The sequence below is a fragment of the Variovorax sp. TLI9-5A genome, from assembly GCF_056867935.1.
This window is the reverse complement of record NZ_CP200310.1, coordinates 653,774-668,975: the sequence shown is the minus strand read 5'-3', so window position 1 is coordinate 668,975 and position 15,202 is coordinate 653,774. Positions and strand designations below refer to the sequence as shown.

The window sequence follows — 15,202 nt, the reverse complement described above, 5'->3', positions numbered from 1 at the left end:
TCAGATTTGGGCTTCAGCGGGTTCCGGCGGCTCGCGGCGCGGCAGCGTGACGGTGAATTCTGCACCGCCGTCGCGCGCATTCTCGGCGGTGATCTCGCCCCCGTGCGCGCTCACCACCGCCTTGCAGATCGCCAGGCCCAGGCCCACGCCCGGCGTGGCGGATTCGGCCTCGCCGCGCGTGAACTTGTCGAAGAGCTTCTGCTCGTGGCCCAGCAGCGCGGCCGGCAGGCCGGGGCCGTGGTCGCGCACCGTCAGCACCAGCGCGCCGGGCTCGGCACGCGCGCCGACCACGATGGGCGGCGCGCCGTACTTGGTGGCGTTCTCCAGCAGGTTGACCAGCACGCGCTCGATGAGCACCGCGTCGAACTCGACCAGCGGCAGCTCGGGGTCGAGCGCGGTCTGCACCACGGTGCCGCCCAGTGATGTGCGCGCCGCGCGGATGGCCGAGCCGACCACCTCCTCCACCGACTGCCAGTCGCGCCGCAGGTTCACCGCGCCGCCGGCGATGCCGCTCTCGAGCCGCGCCATGTCGAGCAGGTTGCTCACCAGCGCATGCAGCTCGTGCGCCTGCGCGACGATGGCGCGCGCCGCGTTGGCGTGCTCCTCGGGCGGCAATGTCTGCAGCGACTCGGCCAGCGCGATGAGCGCGGTGAGCGGCGTGCGCACGTCGTGCGAGATGGCGCCCAGCAGCGCGTTGCGCAGCCGCTCCGACTCCATCTCGACCACGGCCTGCTGCGCCACCTCGACGTAGTGCACGCGCTCCAGCGCGATGGCGATCTGCCGTGCCAGCGTGTCGAGCTGCTGCGCCTGTTCGGGAATGAGCAGCCAGCGCGGCTGCGCGGGCGAGAGCGCGAGCACGCCGCGCACGCGCATCGGCGCGCGCAGCGGCACGTAGTGCCAGGGCTGGGCCGCGAGCGTGGCGGTGGCGAGACCGGCGCTCTGGCCATGGCGGAAGGCCCAGTCGGCCACTTGCGGATCGAAGCCTTCGGGCGCGTCGGCGGGCAGCACGAGCTGGTCGGCCGCGTCAGTCACGAGCACCAGCGCATCGCCACCGAAGTGGCCCCGCACGGCCGCCGTGCCGAGCGCGACCACCTGCGAGGCCTCGAGCGCCGCCGACAGCTCGCGCGTGAGCTCGAACAGCGAACGCGCGCGCCGCTCGCGGCTGGTCGACACGCCCGCCGCGAAGCGCAGCCCCGCCGTGAGCTGGCCCACCAGCAGGCCGACGCCGAGCATGATCGCGAAGGTCAGCACGTACTGCACGTCGCTCACCGCGAACGACAGGCGCGGCGGCACGAAGAAATAGTCGAAGGCGGCCACGTTGAGCAAGGCGGCCAGTGCCGAGGGTCCGCGCCCGAAGCGCATCGCCACGCCCACCACGCCGAGCAGGAACAGCATGACTATGTTCGACAGCTCCAGCACGCCGACCAGCGGCGTGCACACCAGCGTGAGCGCGATGCTGGTGGCCGCCGCCCATGCATAGCCGGGCCAGTAGATGGGGGCCTTCTCGTGGTCGTCGCTGTCGATGCTCGCGCCCTGCAGCGGCGCGCGCGACAGGCGGCGCGAGCTTTCGGCGGGCGCGACTTCCATGATGTCGAGCGCCGGCGCGCGCTGTGCCAGTGCGCGCGCAAGCGGCACCGCCCGCGCGGGCAACCAGCGGCGCCAGCCGGTCTCGGGCTGCGAGCGCCCCAGCACCAGCGTGGCGCAGTTCAGGCGCCTCGCCTGCTCGGCGAGCTGCTCGGCCACATCGGAGCCGGTGAGCACGGCCGTGGCCGCGCCCAGTTCTTCCGCGAGCTTCAACACTGCGAGGATGCGGTCGCGCTCCGCCGCGGCCAGCCGCTGCAGCCGGGGCGTCTCGACGTACACCGCGTGCCAGCGCACGTTGAGCTGCCCTGCCAGACGAGCCGCCGTGCGCACGGTCTGCGCCGCGCCCTCGTGGGGGCCGACGCACGCGAGGATCGCGCCCGAAGTGTTCCAGGCCTGCAGGCCGGGGCCCTTGCCGTTGCCGCCCGCGCCGCCGGGGCCCGACTGCTCCACGCGCCAGCCGCGCACGTCGTCTTCCACGTGCTCGGCGGTGCGCCGCAGCGCGATCTCGCGCAGGGCGATCAGGTTGCCCTTGCGGAAGAAGTTCTGCGCTGCGCGCTCCGCCTGCTGCGGCAAGTAGACCTTGCCGGCGGCGAGCCGTGCGGTGAGCTCGTCGGGCGTGACGTCGACCAGCACCACCTCGTCGGCCTCGTCGAGCACGGTGTCGGGCACGGTCTCGTGCACGCGCACGCCGGTGATGGCGCCGACCGTGCCGTTGAGGCTCTCCAGGTGCTGCACGTTGAGCGCCGACCACACCTCGATGCCGGCGGACAGCAGCTCCTGCACGTCCTGCCAGCGCTTGGCGTGGCGCGAGCCGGGGGCATTGGTGTGGGCCAGCTCGTCGACCAGCAGCACGGCGGGCTTGCGCGCGAGCGCGGCGTCGAGGTCGAACTCGGCCAGCGTGCGCCCGCGGTAGTCCAGCTCGCGCAGCGGCAGCGCCTCCAGCCCCGAGAGCAGCGCAGCAGTTTCGCTGCGGCCATGGGTCTCGACCACGCCGATCAGCACGTCGCGCCCGGCGGCACGCTCGCGCTGCGCGGCGCTGAGCATGGCCCAGGTCTTGCCGACACCCGCGCTGGCGCCGAAATAGATGCGCAGCTTGCCGCGCTGGGCGCGCGCCTCGTCGCTGCGCAGCTGCGCGAGCAGCGCGTCGGGGTCGGGGCGGAGCACTTCGTTCATCGGCGGCACAGGTTAGCGCATCGGACCGTCCTTGCGGCGCGAACGCTGGTGGCGCCGCGCGGTGCGCGACAGCACCCACCAGGCGAAGCCCAGGGGCACGAACAGCGCCGCCATCGCCAGCAGCGCCATGAGGAGGTCAGTGACCATGGCGCAGGCCGCAGCGCGCGAGGTGCTCGCGCCAGCTCACGAGCCGGCCGATCTCGCCCGAGGGCACGCATTCGATCAGCCGGTGCAGCACGTCGGCATAGCGGGCGAGCGGCAGGCGGATCATCAGGCGCACGCAGGGTGCGTCGCTTTCCTGCGAGCTGCAGGCATGCAGCAGCGGCTCGCAGCGCACCACGCCCGCCTCGGGGCAGCCGGCGATGCTGCGGCGCACGCGCAAGGCGTCGGCGCAGCAGACCGTGACGTCGAGCACGTAGAACGGGCTGCTGCTGCTGTTGCTGCTGCCCTTGCTGTCCTGCGTGTTCATGAGGGCGTGCGTTCTCGGCACGCCGGGGTGTTCTCGGTAAGCGGCATAGGCCATGGTTTGTTTCTCCTCAACGCGGGGCGGAAGGACTGAAGGAACCCGAAGCTGCATCGAGCGCGATGTTCAACGCCAGCACGTTGACGCGCGACTCGCCCAGAAAGTCCAGCAGGGGCTTCTGCGTGTTCCTGTCGATCAGCGACTGGACCTGCGACAGCGGCATGCCGCGCACGCGTGCCACGCGCGCCGCCTGGTACTGCGCGGCGGCGGGGCTGATGTCGGGGTCGAGCCCGCTGGCCGAGGCCGTGACCAGATCGACCGGCACCGGTGCGGTGTTGTCCGGATCGGCCGCGCGCAGCGCTTCCACGCGCGCCTTCACCGCATCGGTCAGCGCGGGGTTGAGCGGGCCCTGATTCGAGCCGCCCGAGGCGCTCGCGTTGTAGGGCTGCGGCGCGGTGGCCGAGGGACGGCCCCAGAAGTGCTTCGGGTCGCTGAAGTTCTGGCCGATGAGCTTCGAGCCCACCGTGGTGCCGTCGATCACGATCAGGCTGCCGTCCGCCTGCGCGGGGAAGGCCGTCTTCGCGACGCCGGTGACGGCCATCGGGTAGATCAGGCCGGTGAGCGCGCTCAGCAGCACGAAGAGCACGAGCGCGGGGCGGACGATGCCGTCGCTTTGGTTGTTATTCATGATCGATACCTTTCAATGGTCCGGACGTTTCGGGGAACACCGTGGAACCGGCTTCGCCGGGCCACCGGTGTTGCCCCCTTGGAAAGGGGGTGGGAGAAGCCTGGGGGTCATACCAAGCCCACGGCGACAAGCAGCCAGTCGATCAGCTTGATGCCGATGAAAGGCACGAGCAGACCACCCAGGCCGTAGATGGCCAGGTTGCGGCGCAGCAGCGCGGCGGCGCCCACCGGCCGGTAGCGCACGCCCTTGAGCGCCAGCGGAATCAGGAACACGATCACCAGCGCGTTGAAGATCACCGCGCTCAGGATCGCCGACGACGGGCTCGCGAGCCGCATCACGTTGAGCGCGCCCAGCTGCGGGTAGGTCGAGATGAAGATCGCCGGGATGATGGCGAAGTACTTCGCCACGTCGTTCGCGATGGAGAAGGTGGTGAGCGAGCCGCGCGTCATCAGCAGCGCCTTGCCGGTCTCCACCACTTCCAGCAGCTTGGTCGGGTTGGAATCGAGGTCGACCATGTTGCCGGCCTCCTTCGCGGCCTGCGTGCCGCTGCCCATGGCCACGGCCACGTCGGCCTGCGCGAGCGCGGGGGCGTCGTTGGTGCCGTCGCCGGTCATGGCTACGAGGCGGCCTTCGGACTGGTACTGGCGGATGAGCGCGAGCTTGTCCTCGGGCGTGGCCTCGGCCAGGAAGTCGTCCACACCGGCCTCGGCGGCGATGGCCGCCGCCGTGAGCTTGTTGTCGCCGGTGATCATCACCGTCTTGATGCCCATGCGGCGCAGTTCGGCAAAACGCTCCTTGATGTCGGTCTTGACGATGTCCTTGAGCTCGACCATGCCGAGCACACGGTTGCCCTCGGCCACGGCCAGCGGCGTGCTGCCGCGGCGGGCGGCTTCCTCGGCCGCGCGAAGCACCTCGGGCGCCACGGTGCCGCCGATGGCCTCGACGTGACGGCGCACCGCGTCGACCGCGCCCTTGCGCAGCAGCACGATGTCGGTGTCCAGGCTGTTGGGCGCGGCCGGCAGGTCGACGCCGCTCATGCGCGTCTGCGCGGTGAAGGCGACAAAACGCGCGCCCTCCACCTGCGTCGGCTCCAGGCCGTCGCGGCGCGCAAGCTCGACGATGCTGCGGCCCTCGGGCGTCTCGTCGGCCAGCGAGGCCATCATCGCGGCGCGCGCGAGGCGCGCCTTGGTCACGCCCGGCGCGGGCAGGAAGGCGCTGGCCTGGCGGTTGCCGTGGGTGATGGTGCCGGTCTTGTCGAGCAGCAGCACGTCGACGTCGCCGGCGGCTTCCACCGCGCGGCCCGAAGTGGCGATCACGTTGGCCTGCATCATGCGGCTCATGCCGGCCACGCCCACGGCCGACAGCAGGCCGCCGATGGTGGTCGGGATCAGGCACACCAGCAGCGCGACCAGCGCGGTGAGCGACACCACGGTGCCCGCGCCGGCGGCCTCCACGCTGAACACCGAGAACGGCAGCAGCGTAACGGTGACCACCAGGAACACGATGGTCAGCGCCACCAGCAGGATGGTCAGCGCGATCTCGTTGGGCGTCTTCTGGCGCTTGGCGGCCTCGACCATGCCGATCATGCGGTCGAGGAACGACTCGCCCGGGTTCACCGAGATGCGCACCACCAGCCAGTCGGACAGCACGCGGGTGCCGCCGGTGACGGCCGAGAAGTCGCCGCCCGATTCGCGCACCACCGGTGCCGATTCGCCGGTGATCGCGCTTTCGTCGACCGAGGCCACGCCTTCGATCACTTCGCCGTCCAGCGGAATGACGTCGCCAGTCTCGACCAGCACGATGTCACCCTTGCGCAGGTTGGGCGCCTGCTCCGGCAGCCACTGGGCGCCGTGATGCGGCTCCTGCAGCTTCTTGGCCCAGGTGTCCTTGCGCAGTCCGCGCAGCGAGGCGGCCTGCGCCTTGCTGCGGCCTTCGGCCAGGGCCTCGGCGAAGTTGGCGAACAGCACGGTGAACCACAGCCAGATGGTCACGGCCAGCACGAAGGCGGGCTTCATGCCGGTGTCGCCCGGGAAGCTCAGCGCATGCACCCAGAGCACCGTCGTGAGGCTGCTCCCGATGTAGACGATGAACATCACCGGGTTGCGCCACTGCGTGCGCGGGTTGAGCTTGGCAAAGGCGGCCCACAGCGCGGGCTTGACCAGCGCCGCGTCGAAGAGCGAGAGAGAGGTTTTTGTATTGGCGGTCATGGCGGGCTCCTTACTTCCAGAGCACCAGGTGCTCGACGATGGGCCCCAGGGCCAATGCCGGCACGTAGTTGAGCAGGCCGACCAGCAGCACCGTGCCGATCAGCAACGAGACGAACAGCGGGCCGTGCGTCGGCAGCGTGCCGCTGGTGACGGGCAGGCGCTTCTTGGCGGCCAGAGCGCCGGCCACGGCCAGCACCGGCACGATCATCGCGAAGCGGCCGAGCCACATGGCGAGCGCGAGCAGGCCGTTGTAGAAGGGCGTGTTGGCCGACAGGCCCGCGAAGGCGCTGCCGTTGTTGTTGGCGGCGGAGGTCAGGGCGTACAGGATTTCGGAGAAACCGTGCGCGGCGGGGTTCGCGATGCCGGCCTTGCCGGCGTCCGCGATAACCGCCACCGCCGTGCCGGCCAGCACCAGGATCGGCGTGACCAGGATGGCGATGGAGATCAGCTTCATCTCGCGCACCTCGATCTTCTTGCCGAGGTACTCGGGCGTGCGGCCGATCATCAGGCCGGCGATGAACACGGCGAGCATCGCGAAGATCAGCATGCCGTACAGGCCCGAGCCCACGCCGCCGAACACCACTTCGCCGAGTTGCATCAGCACCAGCGGCACCATGCCGCCCATCGGGGTGAGCGAGTCGTGCATGCCGTTGACCGCACCGCAGGAAGCGGCCGTGGTGATAGCCGCGAAGAGCGAGGAGGCGTCGATGCCGAAGCGCACTTCCTTGCCTTCCATGTTGCCGCCGGCCTGCAGCGCGCCATGCATCTGGTCGACGCCCAGCGAGGTCAGCAGCGGGTTGCCGGCCTGCTCGGCGGGCGTGAGGACGATGACGGCGACGACGAACATCACCGTCATCGCCGCGAGCACGGCCCAGCCCTGGCGCATGTCGCCCACCACATGGCCGAAGGTGAAGCACAGCGCCGCCGGAATCAGGAAGATGGCGAGCATCTGCAGCAGGTTCACCAGCGCCGTCGGGTTCTCGTACGGATGCGCCGAGTTGGCGTTGAAGAAGCCGCCGCCGTTGGTGCCGAGCATCTTGATGGCTTCCTGCGAAGCGACCGGGCCCATGGCGAGCGTCTGCGTCTTGGTGGTGGCGTCTTCCATCACCGGCTGGCCCTTTTCATCCTTCAGCGGCTGGCCGTCGGCACCGTTCTTCGGCTGCTGGAAGGCGGTGGTTTCGAGCGTGCTCACCTCCTTGTAGCCGTCGAAGTTCTGGATCACGCCCTGGCCGACGAAGACCACGGCGAGCACGAAGGAGATCGGCACCAGCACCCACAGCGTGACGCGCGTGATGTCAGCCCAGAAGTTGCCCACCAGCCCCTTGCCGTCGCCGCGGCGCGCGAAGCCGCGCACCAGCGCGAAGGCCACGGCGATGCCGGTGGCGGCGGAGAAGAAGTTCTGCACCGAGAGCCCGAGCATCTGCGTGAGATAGCTCATGGTCGACTCGCCGCCGTAGCCCTGCCAGTTGGTGTTGGAGACGAAGCTCACCGCGGTGTTGAAGGCCGAGTCGGGCGACACGGCCGCCATGCCCGCGGGGTTGAGCGGCAGCCAGGCCTGCAGGCGCTGCAGCGCATAGACGAAGATCGCGCCAATGGCATTGAAGGCCAGCAGCGCGAAGGCATAGCGCAGCCAGTGCATCGGCTGCTCGGGCTTGGTGCCCGCGAGCTTGTAGAGCGGCGCCTCGATGCGCTGCATCCAGCGCGGCACGCGCTCGTTGCACAGCGCGGCAAGGAACTTGCCCACCGGCCATGCGAGCAAGCCCAGCAGCACCAGGAAAAGGGCCAACAGGCCCCAGGCGGAGGAAGTCATTTCAGAATTCCTCCGCGCAGATCAGCGCGAACACCAGGTACGCGAAAAGAACCACGGCGATCAACGCGCCGAAGCCATAAAGAACTTCGAGGCTGATCACGACGCGGCTCCATCGGCGGCGTTCGACGCCTTGTTCGACGGGTTCTTCGGCGCATCGAGCCTGTTCAGCCCGACCACCATGGCCCCCACCACGGCCCACAGCGCCAGCAAGGCGCCCATCCAGACGATGTCCATGCATCACTCCTGCAAACGAGAAAGATGGGAGTCAGTCTCGGCAGTCGGGCGTCAAAACGGGGGAAAGAGTGGTGGGGTGGGCGTAAAGAAAGCGTAAAAACGCCGGGCTCTAGGGCTCTTCAGTCGTTGAAACTTTGGGGCAGCCGGGCAAGTCCTGCCTTGGAGGGATCGCGTCGAAGGCGGCGTAGTTGCCGCCGCGATCGATCCAGTCGGGCGGATAGACATGTGAAGAGACGTGCAGCTTCACGCCATCGAAGAGAGTTCGAACCGCATGCGCCGTCGCGGCCGCGCGGCGCTGCGCCAGTTGCTTTGCGTCGGGCGCGTTGTCGCGCGCCACGCCCTCGAGGTCGACCGAGTCCAGGTCCGGGTACAGGCGGCGGAAGTAATCCAGCCTGTTGGCGATCAGCGCGATCTGGTCGCGGTCCAAGACTGCGGAGCCTTCGGCGAAGACGACGACGGTAGAGGCCCACCGCCTGCATTCCTGCGCCGCTGCGCTGATGTTCAGGCCGGTGAGGACGAGCAAGACGAGGCAGGCGCGTCTTCTTGCTTTCACCTTTGACTCCCTCCATCCCCTGTCTGGCACGGACATTCATGTGGACAGGCAGGAAGGAAGTCGATCTCCACCCGCTTGACGTCTTCCTTGCCCAGCGCACCCGCAGGATAGACATTGCCTTTCGTCGGGAGAGCGACCGTTGGCACGCTGAAGCGCAACCCCTCGTCGAGGATGCGAGCGACATTTCTGGCCCGCTGGATCGCCAGGCCCTGCGGGTCTCGCTCTCCCTGTTCGGCGTTGGCTCCCAAGCTTATCGACTGGCGATTCGGATACCTCTCGCGAAGCATGGCGGTCCAGCTCGCCAGTCTCGAAACCTGCTCCGCCGAGACCCTGGACGAATTCCGGTCGAAGAACACGTCAATGCTCTTTCCAGGGCTGCAGGCAATGGCTGCGGGAGCGGTAAGCGCGAAGAAAGCAGCAGTCCATCCAGTCCGCCGGCGTTCGCGCCAAACGACATAGCCGCCATACGGCAGCACCGCGCCGCCCGGCGCCGGTGGATCACCCACCACGATCACCTTTCGCATCATTGCGATGAATCTCCAAGTTGAGGACAGCAACTTGTAGGGAGCCCGGGTGACGCCGGCATCAATCGCCGCAGACAAACACCGGCGCAGCGACTTTTTCACGCGCCACATCCGGCCGACCGGAAAGACCCGCCTGTCACAACACGACCGTCCGGCACGTCTCCAGGTCTGCGGCATTCCCCGCGAAACAACCACCTGGAGAACCCAGCATGCACAGCCTTGCGCAAATAGCCCCGGCCTATGACGGCCATTGCCACGCCTTTCTCGACAGGCTTCCGGCACAAACCAATAATCCAAGTAAATTCTTTGATTAATAGGCATCTTATGAACAAGCTATCGAGGGCCTGGCTGGGTTTCGGCCTCGCTGCACTGGTGGTGGGAGGCGCGGGCTACGGGCTGATGGCGAAGCCCGGGGCGGCGCATGCGCAAGGCGGCGGCATGCCGCCGGCCAAGGTGGCGGTCGCCGCGGCGCAGAAGACGCAGGTGGCGCGCTTCCTGGGCGGCATCGGCACGCTGGAGGCCAACCGGCAGGTGGAGGTGCCGGCCGAGGTCGAGGGGCGCATCGCGAAGATTCTCTTCACACCCGGCGCCGAGGTGCGCGCGGGGCAGGTGCTGGTGCAGCTCAACGACGCGCCCGAGCAGGGCGACCTGGAGCGCCTGACGGCCCAGCGCGCCAACGCAAAGGCGCTGCTGGAACGAACGCGCCGGCTGGTGCCGCAACAGGCGGCCACGCAGGAGCAGCTCGAGCAGGCGCAGGCCGCCTTCGACCAGGCCAGCGGCGAGCTGCGGCGCGTGCAGGCGCTGATGGAGCAGAAGCGCATCAAGGCGCCGTTCGACGGCGTGCTCGGCATCCGCCGCGTAAACCTCGGGCAGTTCGTGCGCGCGGGCGATGCGCTGGTGTCGCTCACCGACAGCCGCACGCTGTTCGCCAACATCACGCTGCCCGAGACCGCCCTGCCCGCGCTCAAGCGCAACCAGCAGGTGGCGCTGTCTGTCGACGCGTATCCGGGGCGCGTATTCCAGGGCAGGCTCAGCACCATCGAGCCGCAGATCGGCAGCGACACGCGCATGGTGCGCCTGCAGGCCACGGTAGACAACGCCGACGGCGCGCTCGCGCCGGGCATGTTCGTCAACGGCCGGGTCGCACTGCCGGCGCGCGCCGACGCCATCACCGTGCCCGAGACGGCCATCACCTACAGCACGCACGGCGACTCGGTGTTCGTCGTTGTTCCCGCCGAAAAAGGCGGTTTCTCCGCGCAGCAGGTCTTCGTGAAGGCCGGCGATCGGCAGGACGGGCTGGTGGTGATCGAGAAGGGCCTCTCGCCCGGCGACAAGGTCGTCACCTCGGGCCAACTGCGCCTGTACACCGGCGCGGCCGTCGCGCCCAGCGACAAGGACACGCTGTCGCTCGCGCAGGAATCGAAGTCATGAAGTTCACCGACCTCTTCGTGCGCCGGCCGGTGCTGGCGCTGGTGGTGAGCACGCTCATCCTGCTGCTGGGCGCGCGCGCTCTGGGCGACCTGCCGGTGCGGCAATACCCGCTGACCGAGAGCACCACGCTCACCATCACCACGCAGTACCCCGGCGCCTCGCCGGAGCTGATGCAGGGCTTCGTCACGCAGCCGATCGCGCAGGCGGTGGCGACCATCGAAAACGTCGACTACCTTTCTTCCTCGTCCACGCTGGGCCGCAGCGTGATCAGCGTGCGCATGAAGCTCAACGCCGACGCCAACCAGGCGCTCACGCAGGCGATGGCGCAGGTCAGCCAGGTGAAGTACCGGCTGCCGGCCGAGGCCTTCGACCCGGTGATCCTGAAATCGTCGGGCGAGGCCACCGCGGTGGCCTACGTGGGTTTCTCGAGCAAGACGATGTCGATGCCCGCGCTCACCGACTACCTCTCGCGCGTGGTGCAGCCGCAGTTCGCTTCCATCACCGGCGTGTCGGGCGTCGAGGTATCGGGCGGGCAGACGCTCGCCATGCGCGTGTGGCTGGACCCCAACCGCATGGCCGCGCGCGGCATCTCGGCCGGCGAGCTGGCCGACGCGCTGCGCCAGAACAATGTGCAGGCCGCGCCCGGGCAGGTGAAGGGCCTGTACGTGGTGTCGAACATCCGCGTGAACACCGACCTGGTGAACGTGGCCGAGTTCCGCGACATGGTCGTCAAGCGCGAGGGTGACGCCATCGTGCGCCTGGGCGACGTGGCCACCGTGGAGCTGGGCGCGGCCAGCGCCGACAGCAGCGCGACGATGGACGGCGTGCCCGCCATCTACCTCGGCCTGCAGGCTGCGCCCAACGGCAACCCGCTGGTGATCGTCAAGCGCATCCGCGAGCTGCTGCCCGGCATCAAGCAGAACCTGCCGCCGGGCGTGGAGGTGCAGCTGCCCTTCGAGCTGGCGCGCTTCATCGAGGCGTCCATCGACGAGGTGCGCCACACGCTGCTGGAGGCCATCGCCATCGTGGTGATCGTGATCTTCCTGTGCCTGGGTTCGGTGCGCGCGGTGCTGATTCCGGTGGTGACCATTCCGCTGTCGATGCTGGGCGCGGCCGCGCTGATGCTGCTCTTCGGCTTCAGCATCAACCTGCTGACGCTGCTGGCGATGGTGCTGGCCATCGGCCTGGTGGTGGACGACGCCATCGTGGTGGTGGAGAACGTGCACCGGCACATCGAGGAAGGCAAGTCTCGCGTGCAGGCGGCGCTGATCGGCGCCCGCGAGGTGGCTGGCCCGGTGATTGCCATGACGCTCACGCTGGCCGCGGTGTACGCGCCCATCGGGCTCATGGGCGGGCTCACCGGCTCGCTCTTCAAGGAATTCGCGTTCACGCTGGCCGGCGCGGTGGTGGTGTCGGGCGTGATCGCGCTCACGCTGTCGCCGGTGATGAGCTCCTTCCTGCTGCCGCAGGACGCCACCGGCAGCCGCATGGCACGCGCGGCCGAGAGCTTCTTCCACCGGCTCGCCACGGGCTACGGCAGGCTGCTCGACGTGTCGCTGCATCACCGCTGGGTGACCGGCATCTTCGCGGCGCTGGTGCTGGCGAGCCTGCCCTTTCTCTACAACGCGGCGCAGCGCGAGCTCGCGCCCGGTGAAGACCAGGCCATGGTGCTCACGGCCATCAAGTCGCCGCAGCACGCCAACATCGACTACGTCGAGAAGTTCGGCAAGAAGTGGGACGACGTGTTCGCATCGCTGCCCGAGAACACCGGCCGCTGGCTCATCAACGGCTCGGACGGTGTCTCCAACAGCATCGGCGGCGTGCAGCTTTCCGACTGGAAGGACCGCAAGCGCAACGCCGACCAGATCCAGGGCGACACGCAGGGCCGCATGAACGAGGTGGAAGGCAGCAGCGTCTTCGCCTTCCAGCTGCCCTCGCTGCCGGGCTCCACGGGCGGGCTGCCGGTGCAGATGGTGATCCGCAGCGCGGGCGACCACCGCACCGTGTTCGAGGCCATGGAGGCGCTGAAGAAGTCGGCGCGCGACAGCGGCAAGTTCATCGTGGTCGACAGCGACCTGGAGTTCAACAACCCCACGGTCGAGATCCGCGTGGACCGCGCCAAGGCCAACAGCATGGGCGTGACGATGAAGTCCATCGGCGACACGCTGGCCGTGCTGGTGGGCGAGAACTACGTCAACCGCTTCGGCATGGACGGACGCTCGTACGACGTGATTCCGCAATCGCCGCGCGAGCAGCGGCTGACGGCCGAGGCGCTCTCGCGCTACTTCGTGAAGAGCGCGAGCGGCCAGCCGGTGCCGCTGGCCAACCTGGTGCAGCTGTCGACCAGTGTGGGCCCGAACAAGCTCACGCAGTTCAACCAGCTCAACGCGGCCACCTTCCAGGCCATTCCCGCGCCGGGCGTGACCATGGGCGACGCCGTGGCCTTCCTGAGCGAGGAGGCGAAGAAGCTGCCTGCCGGCTTCAGCTTCGACTGGCAGTCGGACGCGCGGCAGTTCACGCAGGAAGGCTCGGCGCTGGTGATGGCCTTCGTGTTCGCCATCGTCGTCATCTACCTGGTGCTGGCGGCGCAGTACGAAAGCCTGCGCGACCCGTTGATCATCCTGATCAGCGTGCCGATGTCGATCTGCGGCGCGCTGGTGCCGCTGGCGCTGGGCTTCGGCACCATCAACATCTACACGCAGATCGGGCTGGTGACGCTGATCGGGCTCATCAGCAAGCACGGCATCCTGATGGTGGAGTTCGCCAACGAGATCCAGGTGCACGAGGGCCTCGACCGCCGCTCGTCCATCGAGGAGGCCGCGCGCATCCGGCTGCGGCCCATCCTGATGACCACCGCCGCGATGGTGGTGGGCTTGGTGCCGCTGCTCTTCGCGAGCGGAGCCGGCGCCAACAGCCGCTTCAGCATCGGACTGGTGATCGTGGTGGGCATGCTGGTGGGAACACTGTTCACGCTGTTCGTGCTGCCCACCATGTACACGCTGCTGGCGCGCGACCACCGCGCCGAGGGCCGCTCGCAGCGCGCGGCCGAACTCGATGCGCTGGCCGAAGGAGCATGACCATGAACCGATTCTTTTCCTACGCTGCTCCTTTCGCGCTGAGCATGCTGGTGCTCGCCGGCTGTGCCGTCGGGCCCGACTACAAGGCCCCGATGGATGCGCCAGTGGTCATCCGCGCGCCGGAGCGCTCGCTCTTCGCGAACGACGCGGTGCAGCGCGACTGGTGGAGCCAGCTCGACGATCCGCAGCTCGATGCGCTCGTCGACCGCGCGCTGGCCGAGAACCACGACATCCGCATCGCGCAGGCCCGTCTGCTGGAAGCCCGCGCGGTGCAGACCGAGGCGGAGCTCGACCGGTTGCCGGTGGTGACCGCCAGCGCGAGCAAGACGCGCGGCATCGCCCAGGGCAACAACGGCGCGCAGCCCGACGTGCGCTCGCTGGCCCAGAGCAGCCGCGCCGGTTTCGACGCCTCGTGGGAGATCGACCTGTTCGGCCGGCTCAAGCGTCTGGACGAGGCCGCCACCGCGCGCGCCGAGGCCAGCGCGGCCGACCTGGAGCAGGTGCGCATCGTCGCGGTGGCCGAGTTGGCCCGCAACTACTTCGAGATGCGCGGCGCGCAGCAGCGCATCGCCGTGACGCGCCGCACGCTGGACAGCCTGCGCCAGAGCCTGCGCGTGACCGAGGCGCAGGTGCAGACCGGGCGCGGCCTCGAAGGCGACCTGGCGAGCGCGCAGGCCAACCTCGCGACCACCGAGAGTCAACTGCCCGCGCTGGAGACCACGCGCCGCCAGTCGGCCTACCGCGTCGCGGTGCTGGCCGGCCTGCGCCCCGGCGAGCTCGAGCCGATGCTGCAGCCGCGCCAGCTGCGCGTGCTCGACAAGCGCCTGCCCGTGGGCGACCTGAGCGAGCTGCTGCGCCGCCGGCCCGACGTGCTGCGCGCCGAGCGCGGGCTTGCCGCGAGCACGGCCGACGTGGGCGCGGTTACGGCGGAGCTTTATCCGCGCTTCGACGTCGGCGGCTTCCTCGGCTTCGTCGCGCTGCGGGGTTCCGACCTCGGCAGTTCGTCGAGCCGGGCCTTCAGCGTGACGCCGGGCGTGAGCTGGCCTGCCCTGCGGCTGGGCTCGGTGAAGGCCCGCGTGCGCGGCGCCGAGGCCCGCGCCGAGGGCGACCGCGCGCTCTACGAGCAGACGGTGCTGCGCGCCATCGAGGACGTGGAAGGCGCGCTCACCGGCTATGGCCAGAACCAGCTGCGCCTGCAGCGGCTGATGGAGGCATCGGCCCGCAGCAGCCGCGCCGCCGAGCTGGCCGAAGTGCGCTACCGCGAAGGCGCCGCGCCCTACCTGAGCGTGCTCGACGCCCAGCGCACCCTGCTGCGCGCGCAGGACGCCGTGGCCGAGGCCGAAACCGCCTCCTACACCAGCCTGGTCGCGCTCTACAAGGCGCTCGGCGGGGGCTGGCAAGCACCCGCGATGGCGAAGGGAGCGCCAACCACCTGACAATGGTGCTGTTTTCCATGCC

13 protein-coding genes are annotated in these 15,202 nt (G+C 69.2%); 3 read left to right on the top strand and 10 right to left on the bottom strand.

The features are described from left to right. The 10 genes from AC1VNX_RS03210 to AC1VNX_RS03165 all read right to left on the bottom strand — a co-directional run bounded on the left by AC1VNX_RS03210 (position 1) and on the right by AC1VNX_RS03165 (position 9,338). Positions 1-2,757: a DUF4118 domain-containing protein gene (locus AC1VNX_RS03210; protein WP_483155433.1), complete on the bottom strand. Its 2,757-nt coding sequence runs from the start codon at positions 2,755-2,757 to the stop codon at positions 1-3. A 12-nt stretch (positions 2,758-2,769) separates the two neighbouring features. Continuing rightward, on the bottom strand, positions 2,770-2,904 hold the full coding sequence (locus tag AC1VNX_RS03205) for a hypothetical protein (protein ID WP_019657716.1): 135 nt from the start codon (positions 2,902-2,904) through the stop codon (positions 2,770-2,772). Further along, entirely contained in the window at positions 2,894-3,280 is a 387-nt protein-coding gene (locus AC1VNX_RS03200) for a hypothetical protein (RefSeq protein ID WP_483155432.1), read from the bottom strand. Before AC1VNX_RS03200 ends, AC1VNX_RS03205 begins: the two co-directional genes overlap by 11 nt. A gap of 13 nt (positions 3,281-3,293) precedes the next feature. Next, positions 3,294-3,908: a potassium-transporting ATPase subunit KdpC gene (gene kdpC, locus AC1VNX_RS03195; protein WP_483155431.1), complete on the bottom strand. Its 615-nt coding sequence runs from the start codon at positions 3,906-3,908 to the stop codon at positions 3,294-3,296. 107 nt (positions 3,909-4,015) lie between these two features. Beyond that, positions 4,016-6,115: a potassium-transporting ATPase subunit KdpB gene (gene kdpB / locus AC1VNX_RS03190; RefSeq protein ID WP_483155430.1), complete on the bottom strand. Its 2,100-nt coding sequence runs from the start codon at positions 6,113-6,115 to the stop codon at positions 4,016-4,018. A 10-nt stretch (positions 6,116-6,125) separates the two neighbouring features. Continuing rightward, entirely contained in the window at positions 6,126-7,925 is a 1,800-nt protein-coding gene (kdpA, locus tag AC1VNX_RS03185; RefSeq protein WP_483155429.1) for a potassium-transporting ATPase subunit KdpA, read from the bottom strand. 1 nt (position 7,926) lies between these two features. Further along, positions 7,927-8,025: a K(+)-transporting ATPase subunit F gene (kdpF, locus tag AC1VNX_RS03180; protein ID WP_019657711.1), complete on the bottom strand. Its 99-nt coding sequence runs from the start codon at positions 8,023-8,025 to the stop codon at positions 7,927-7,929. Beyond that, the gene (locus AC1VNX_RS03175; protein WP_301507101.1) at positions 8,022-8,159 is read right to left on the bottom strand and encodes a hypothetical protein; all 138 of its coding nucleotides are present in this window, start codon (positions 8,157-8,159) and stop codon (positions 8,022-8,024) included. Before AC1VNX_RS03175 ends, kdpF begins: the two co-directional genes overlap by 4 nt. 109 nt (positions 8,160-8,268) lie before the next feature. Next, complete coding sequence (locus AC1VNX_RS03170; RefSeq protein WP_483155428.1) at positions 8,269-8,712, bottom strand: hypothetical protein; 444 nt, start codon at positions 8,710-8,712, stop codon at positions 8,269-8,271. Beyond that, positions 8,709-9,338 (bottom strand): hypothetical protein, encoded by a 630-nt coding sequence (locus AC1VNX_RS03165; RefSeq protein WP_483155427.1) that lies wholly within the window; start codon positions 9,336-9,338, stop codon positions 8,709-8,711. Before AC1VNX_RS03165 ends, AC1VNX_RS03170 begins: the two co-directional genes overlap by 4 nt. 222 nt (positions 9,339-9,560) lie before the next feature. Here AC1VNX_RS03165 and AC1VNX_RS03160 point away from each other — a divergent pair, with 222 nt between their 5' ends. The 3 genes from AC1VNX_RS03160 to AC1VNX_RS03150 are packed head-to-tail and all read left to right on the top strand — an operon-like array spanning position 9,561 to position 15,180. Further along, on the top strand, positions 9,561-10,667 hold the full coding sequence (locus tag AC1VNX_RS03160) for an efflux RND transporter periplasmic adaptor subunit (RefSeq protein WP_483155426.1): 1,107 nt from the start codon (positions 9,561-9,563) through the stop codon (positions 10,665-10,667). Beyond that, entirely contained in the window at positions 10,664-13,744 is a 3,081-nt protein-coding gene (locus AC1VNX_RS03155; protein WP_483155425.1) for a MexW/MexI family multidrug efflux RND transporter permease subunit, read from the top strand. The genes AC1VNX_RS03160 and AC1VNX_RS03155 overlap by 4 nt, the downstream gene beginning before the upstream one ends. Further along, positions 13,741-15,180 carry an efflux transporter outer membrane subunit gene (locus tag AC1VNX_RS03150; RefSeq protein WP_483155424.1) on the top strand — a complete coding sequence of 480 codons (1,440 nt, stop codon included), beginning with the start codon at positions 13,741-13,743 and terminating at the stop codon, positions 15,178-15,180. The genes AC1VNX_RS03155 and AC1VNX_RS03150 overlap by 4 nt, the downstream gene beginning before the upstream one ends. Positions 15,181-15,202 lie beyond the last annotated feature (22 nt).

Excerpts from the sequence above, each read along its gene's own strand:
- AC1VNX_RS03155 (WP_483155425.1), top strand. The coding sequence starts at position 10,664 with ATGAAGTTCACCGACCTCTTCGTGCGCCGGCCGGTGCTGGCGCTGGTG.
- AC1VNX_RS03150 (WP_483155424.1), top strand. The coding sequence starts at position 13,741 with ATGACCATGAACCGATTCTTTTCCTACGCTGCTCCTTTCGCGCTGAGC.
- AC1VNX_RS03210 (WP_483155433.1), bottom strand. The coding sequence starts at position 2,757 with ATGAACGAAGTGCTCCGCCCCGACCCCGACGCGCTGCTCGCGCAGCTG.
- kdpA (WP_483155429.1), bottom strand. The coding sequence starts at position 7,925 with ATGACTTCCTCCGCCTGGGGCCTGTTGGCCCTTTTCCTGGTGCTGCTG.
- kdpC (WP_483155431.1), bottom strand. The coding sequence starts at position 3,908 with ATGAATAACAACCAAAGCGACGGCATCGTCCGCCCCGCGCTCGTGCTC.
- kdpB (WP_483155430.1), bottom strand. The coding sequence starts at position 6,115 with ATGACCGCCAATACAAAAACCTCTCTCTCGCTCTTCGACGCGGCGCTG.
- AC1VNX_RS03205 (WP_019657716.1), bottom strand. The coding sequence starts at position 2,904 with ATGGTCACTGACCTCCTCATGGCGCTGCTGGCGATGGCGGCGCTGTTC.
- AC1VNX_RS03200 (WP_483155432.1), bottom strand. The coding sequence starts at position 3,280 with ATGGCCTATGCCGCTTACCGAGAACACCCCGGCGTGCCGAGAACGCAC.
- AC1VNX_RS03175 (WP_301507101.1), bottom strand. The coding sequence starts at position 8,159 with ATGGACATCGTCTGGATGGGCGCCTTGCTGGCGCTGTGGGCCGTGGTG.
- AC1VNX_RS03160 (WP_483155426.1), top strand. The coding sequence starts at position 9,561 with ATGAACAAGCTATCGAGGGCCTGGCTGGGTTTCGGCCTCGCTGCACTG.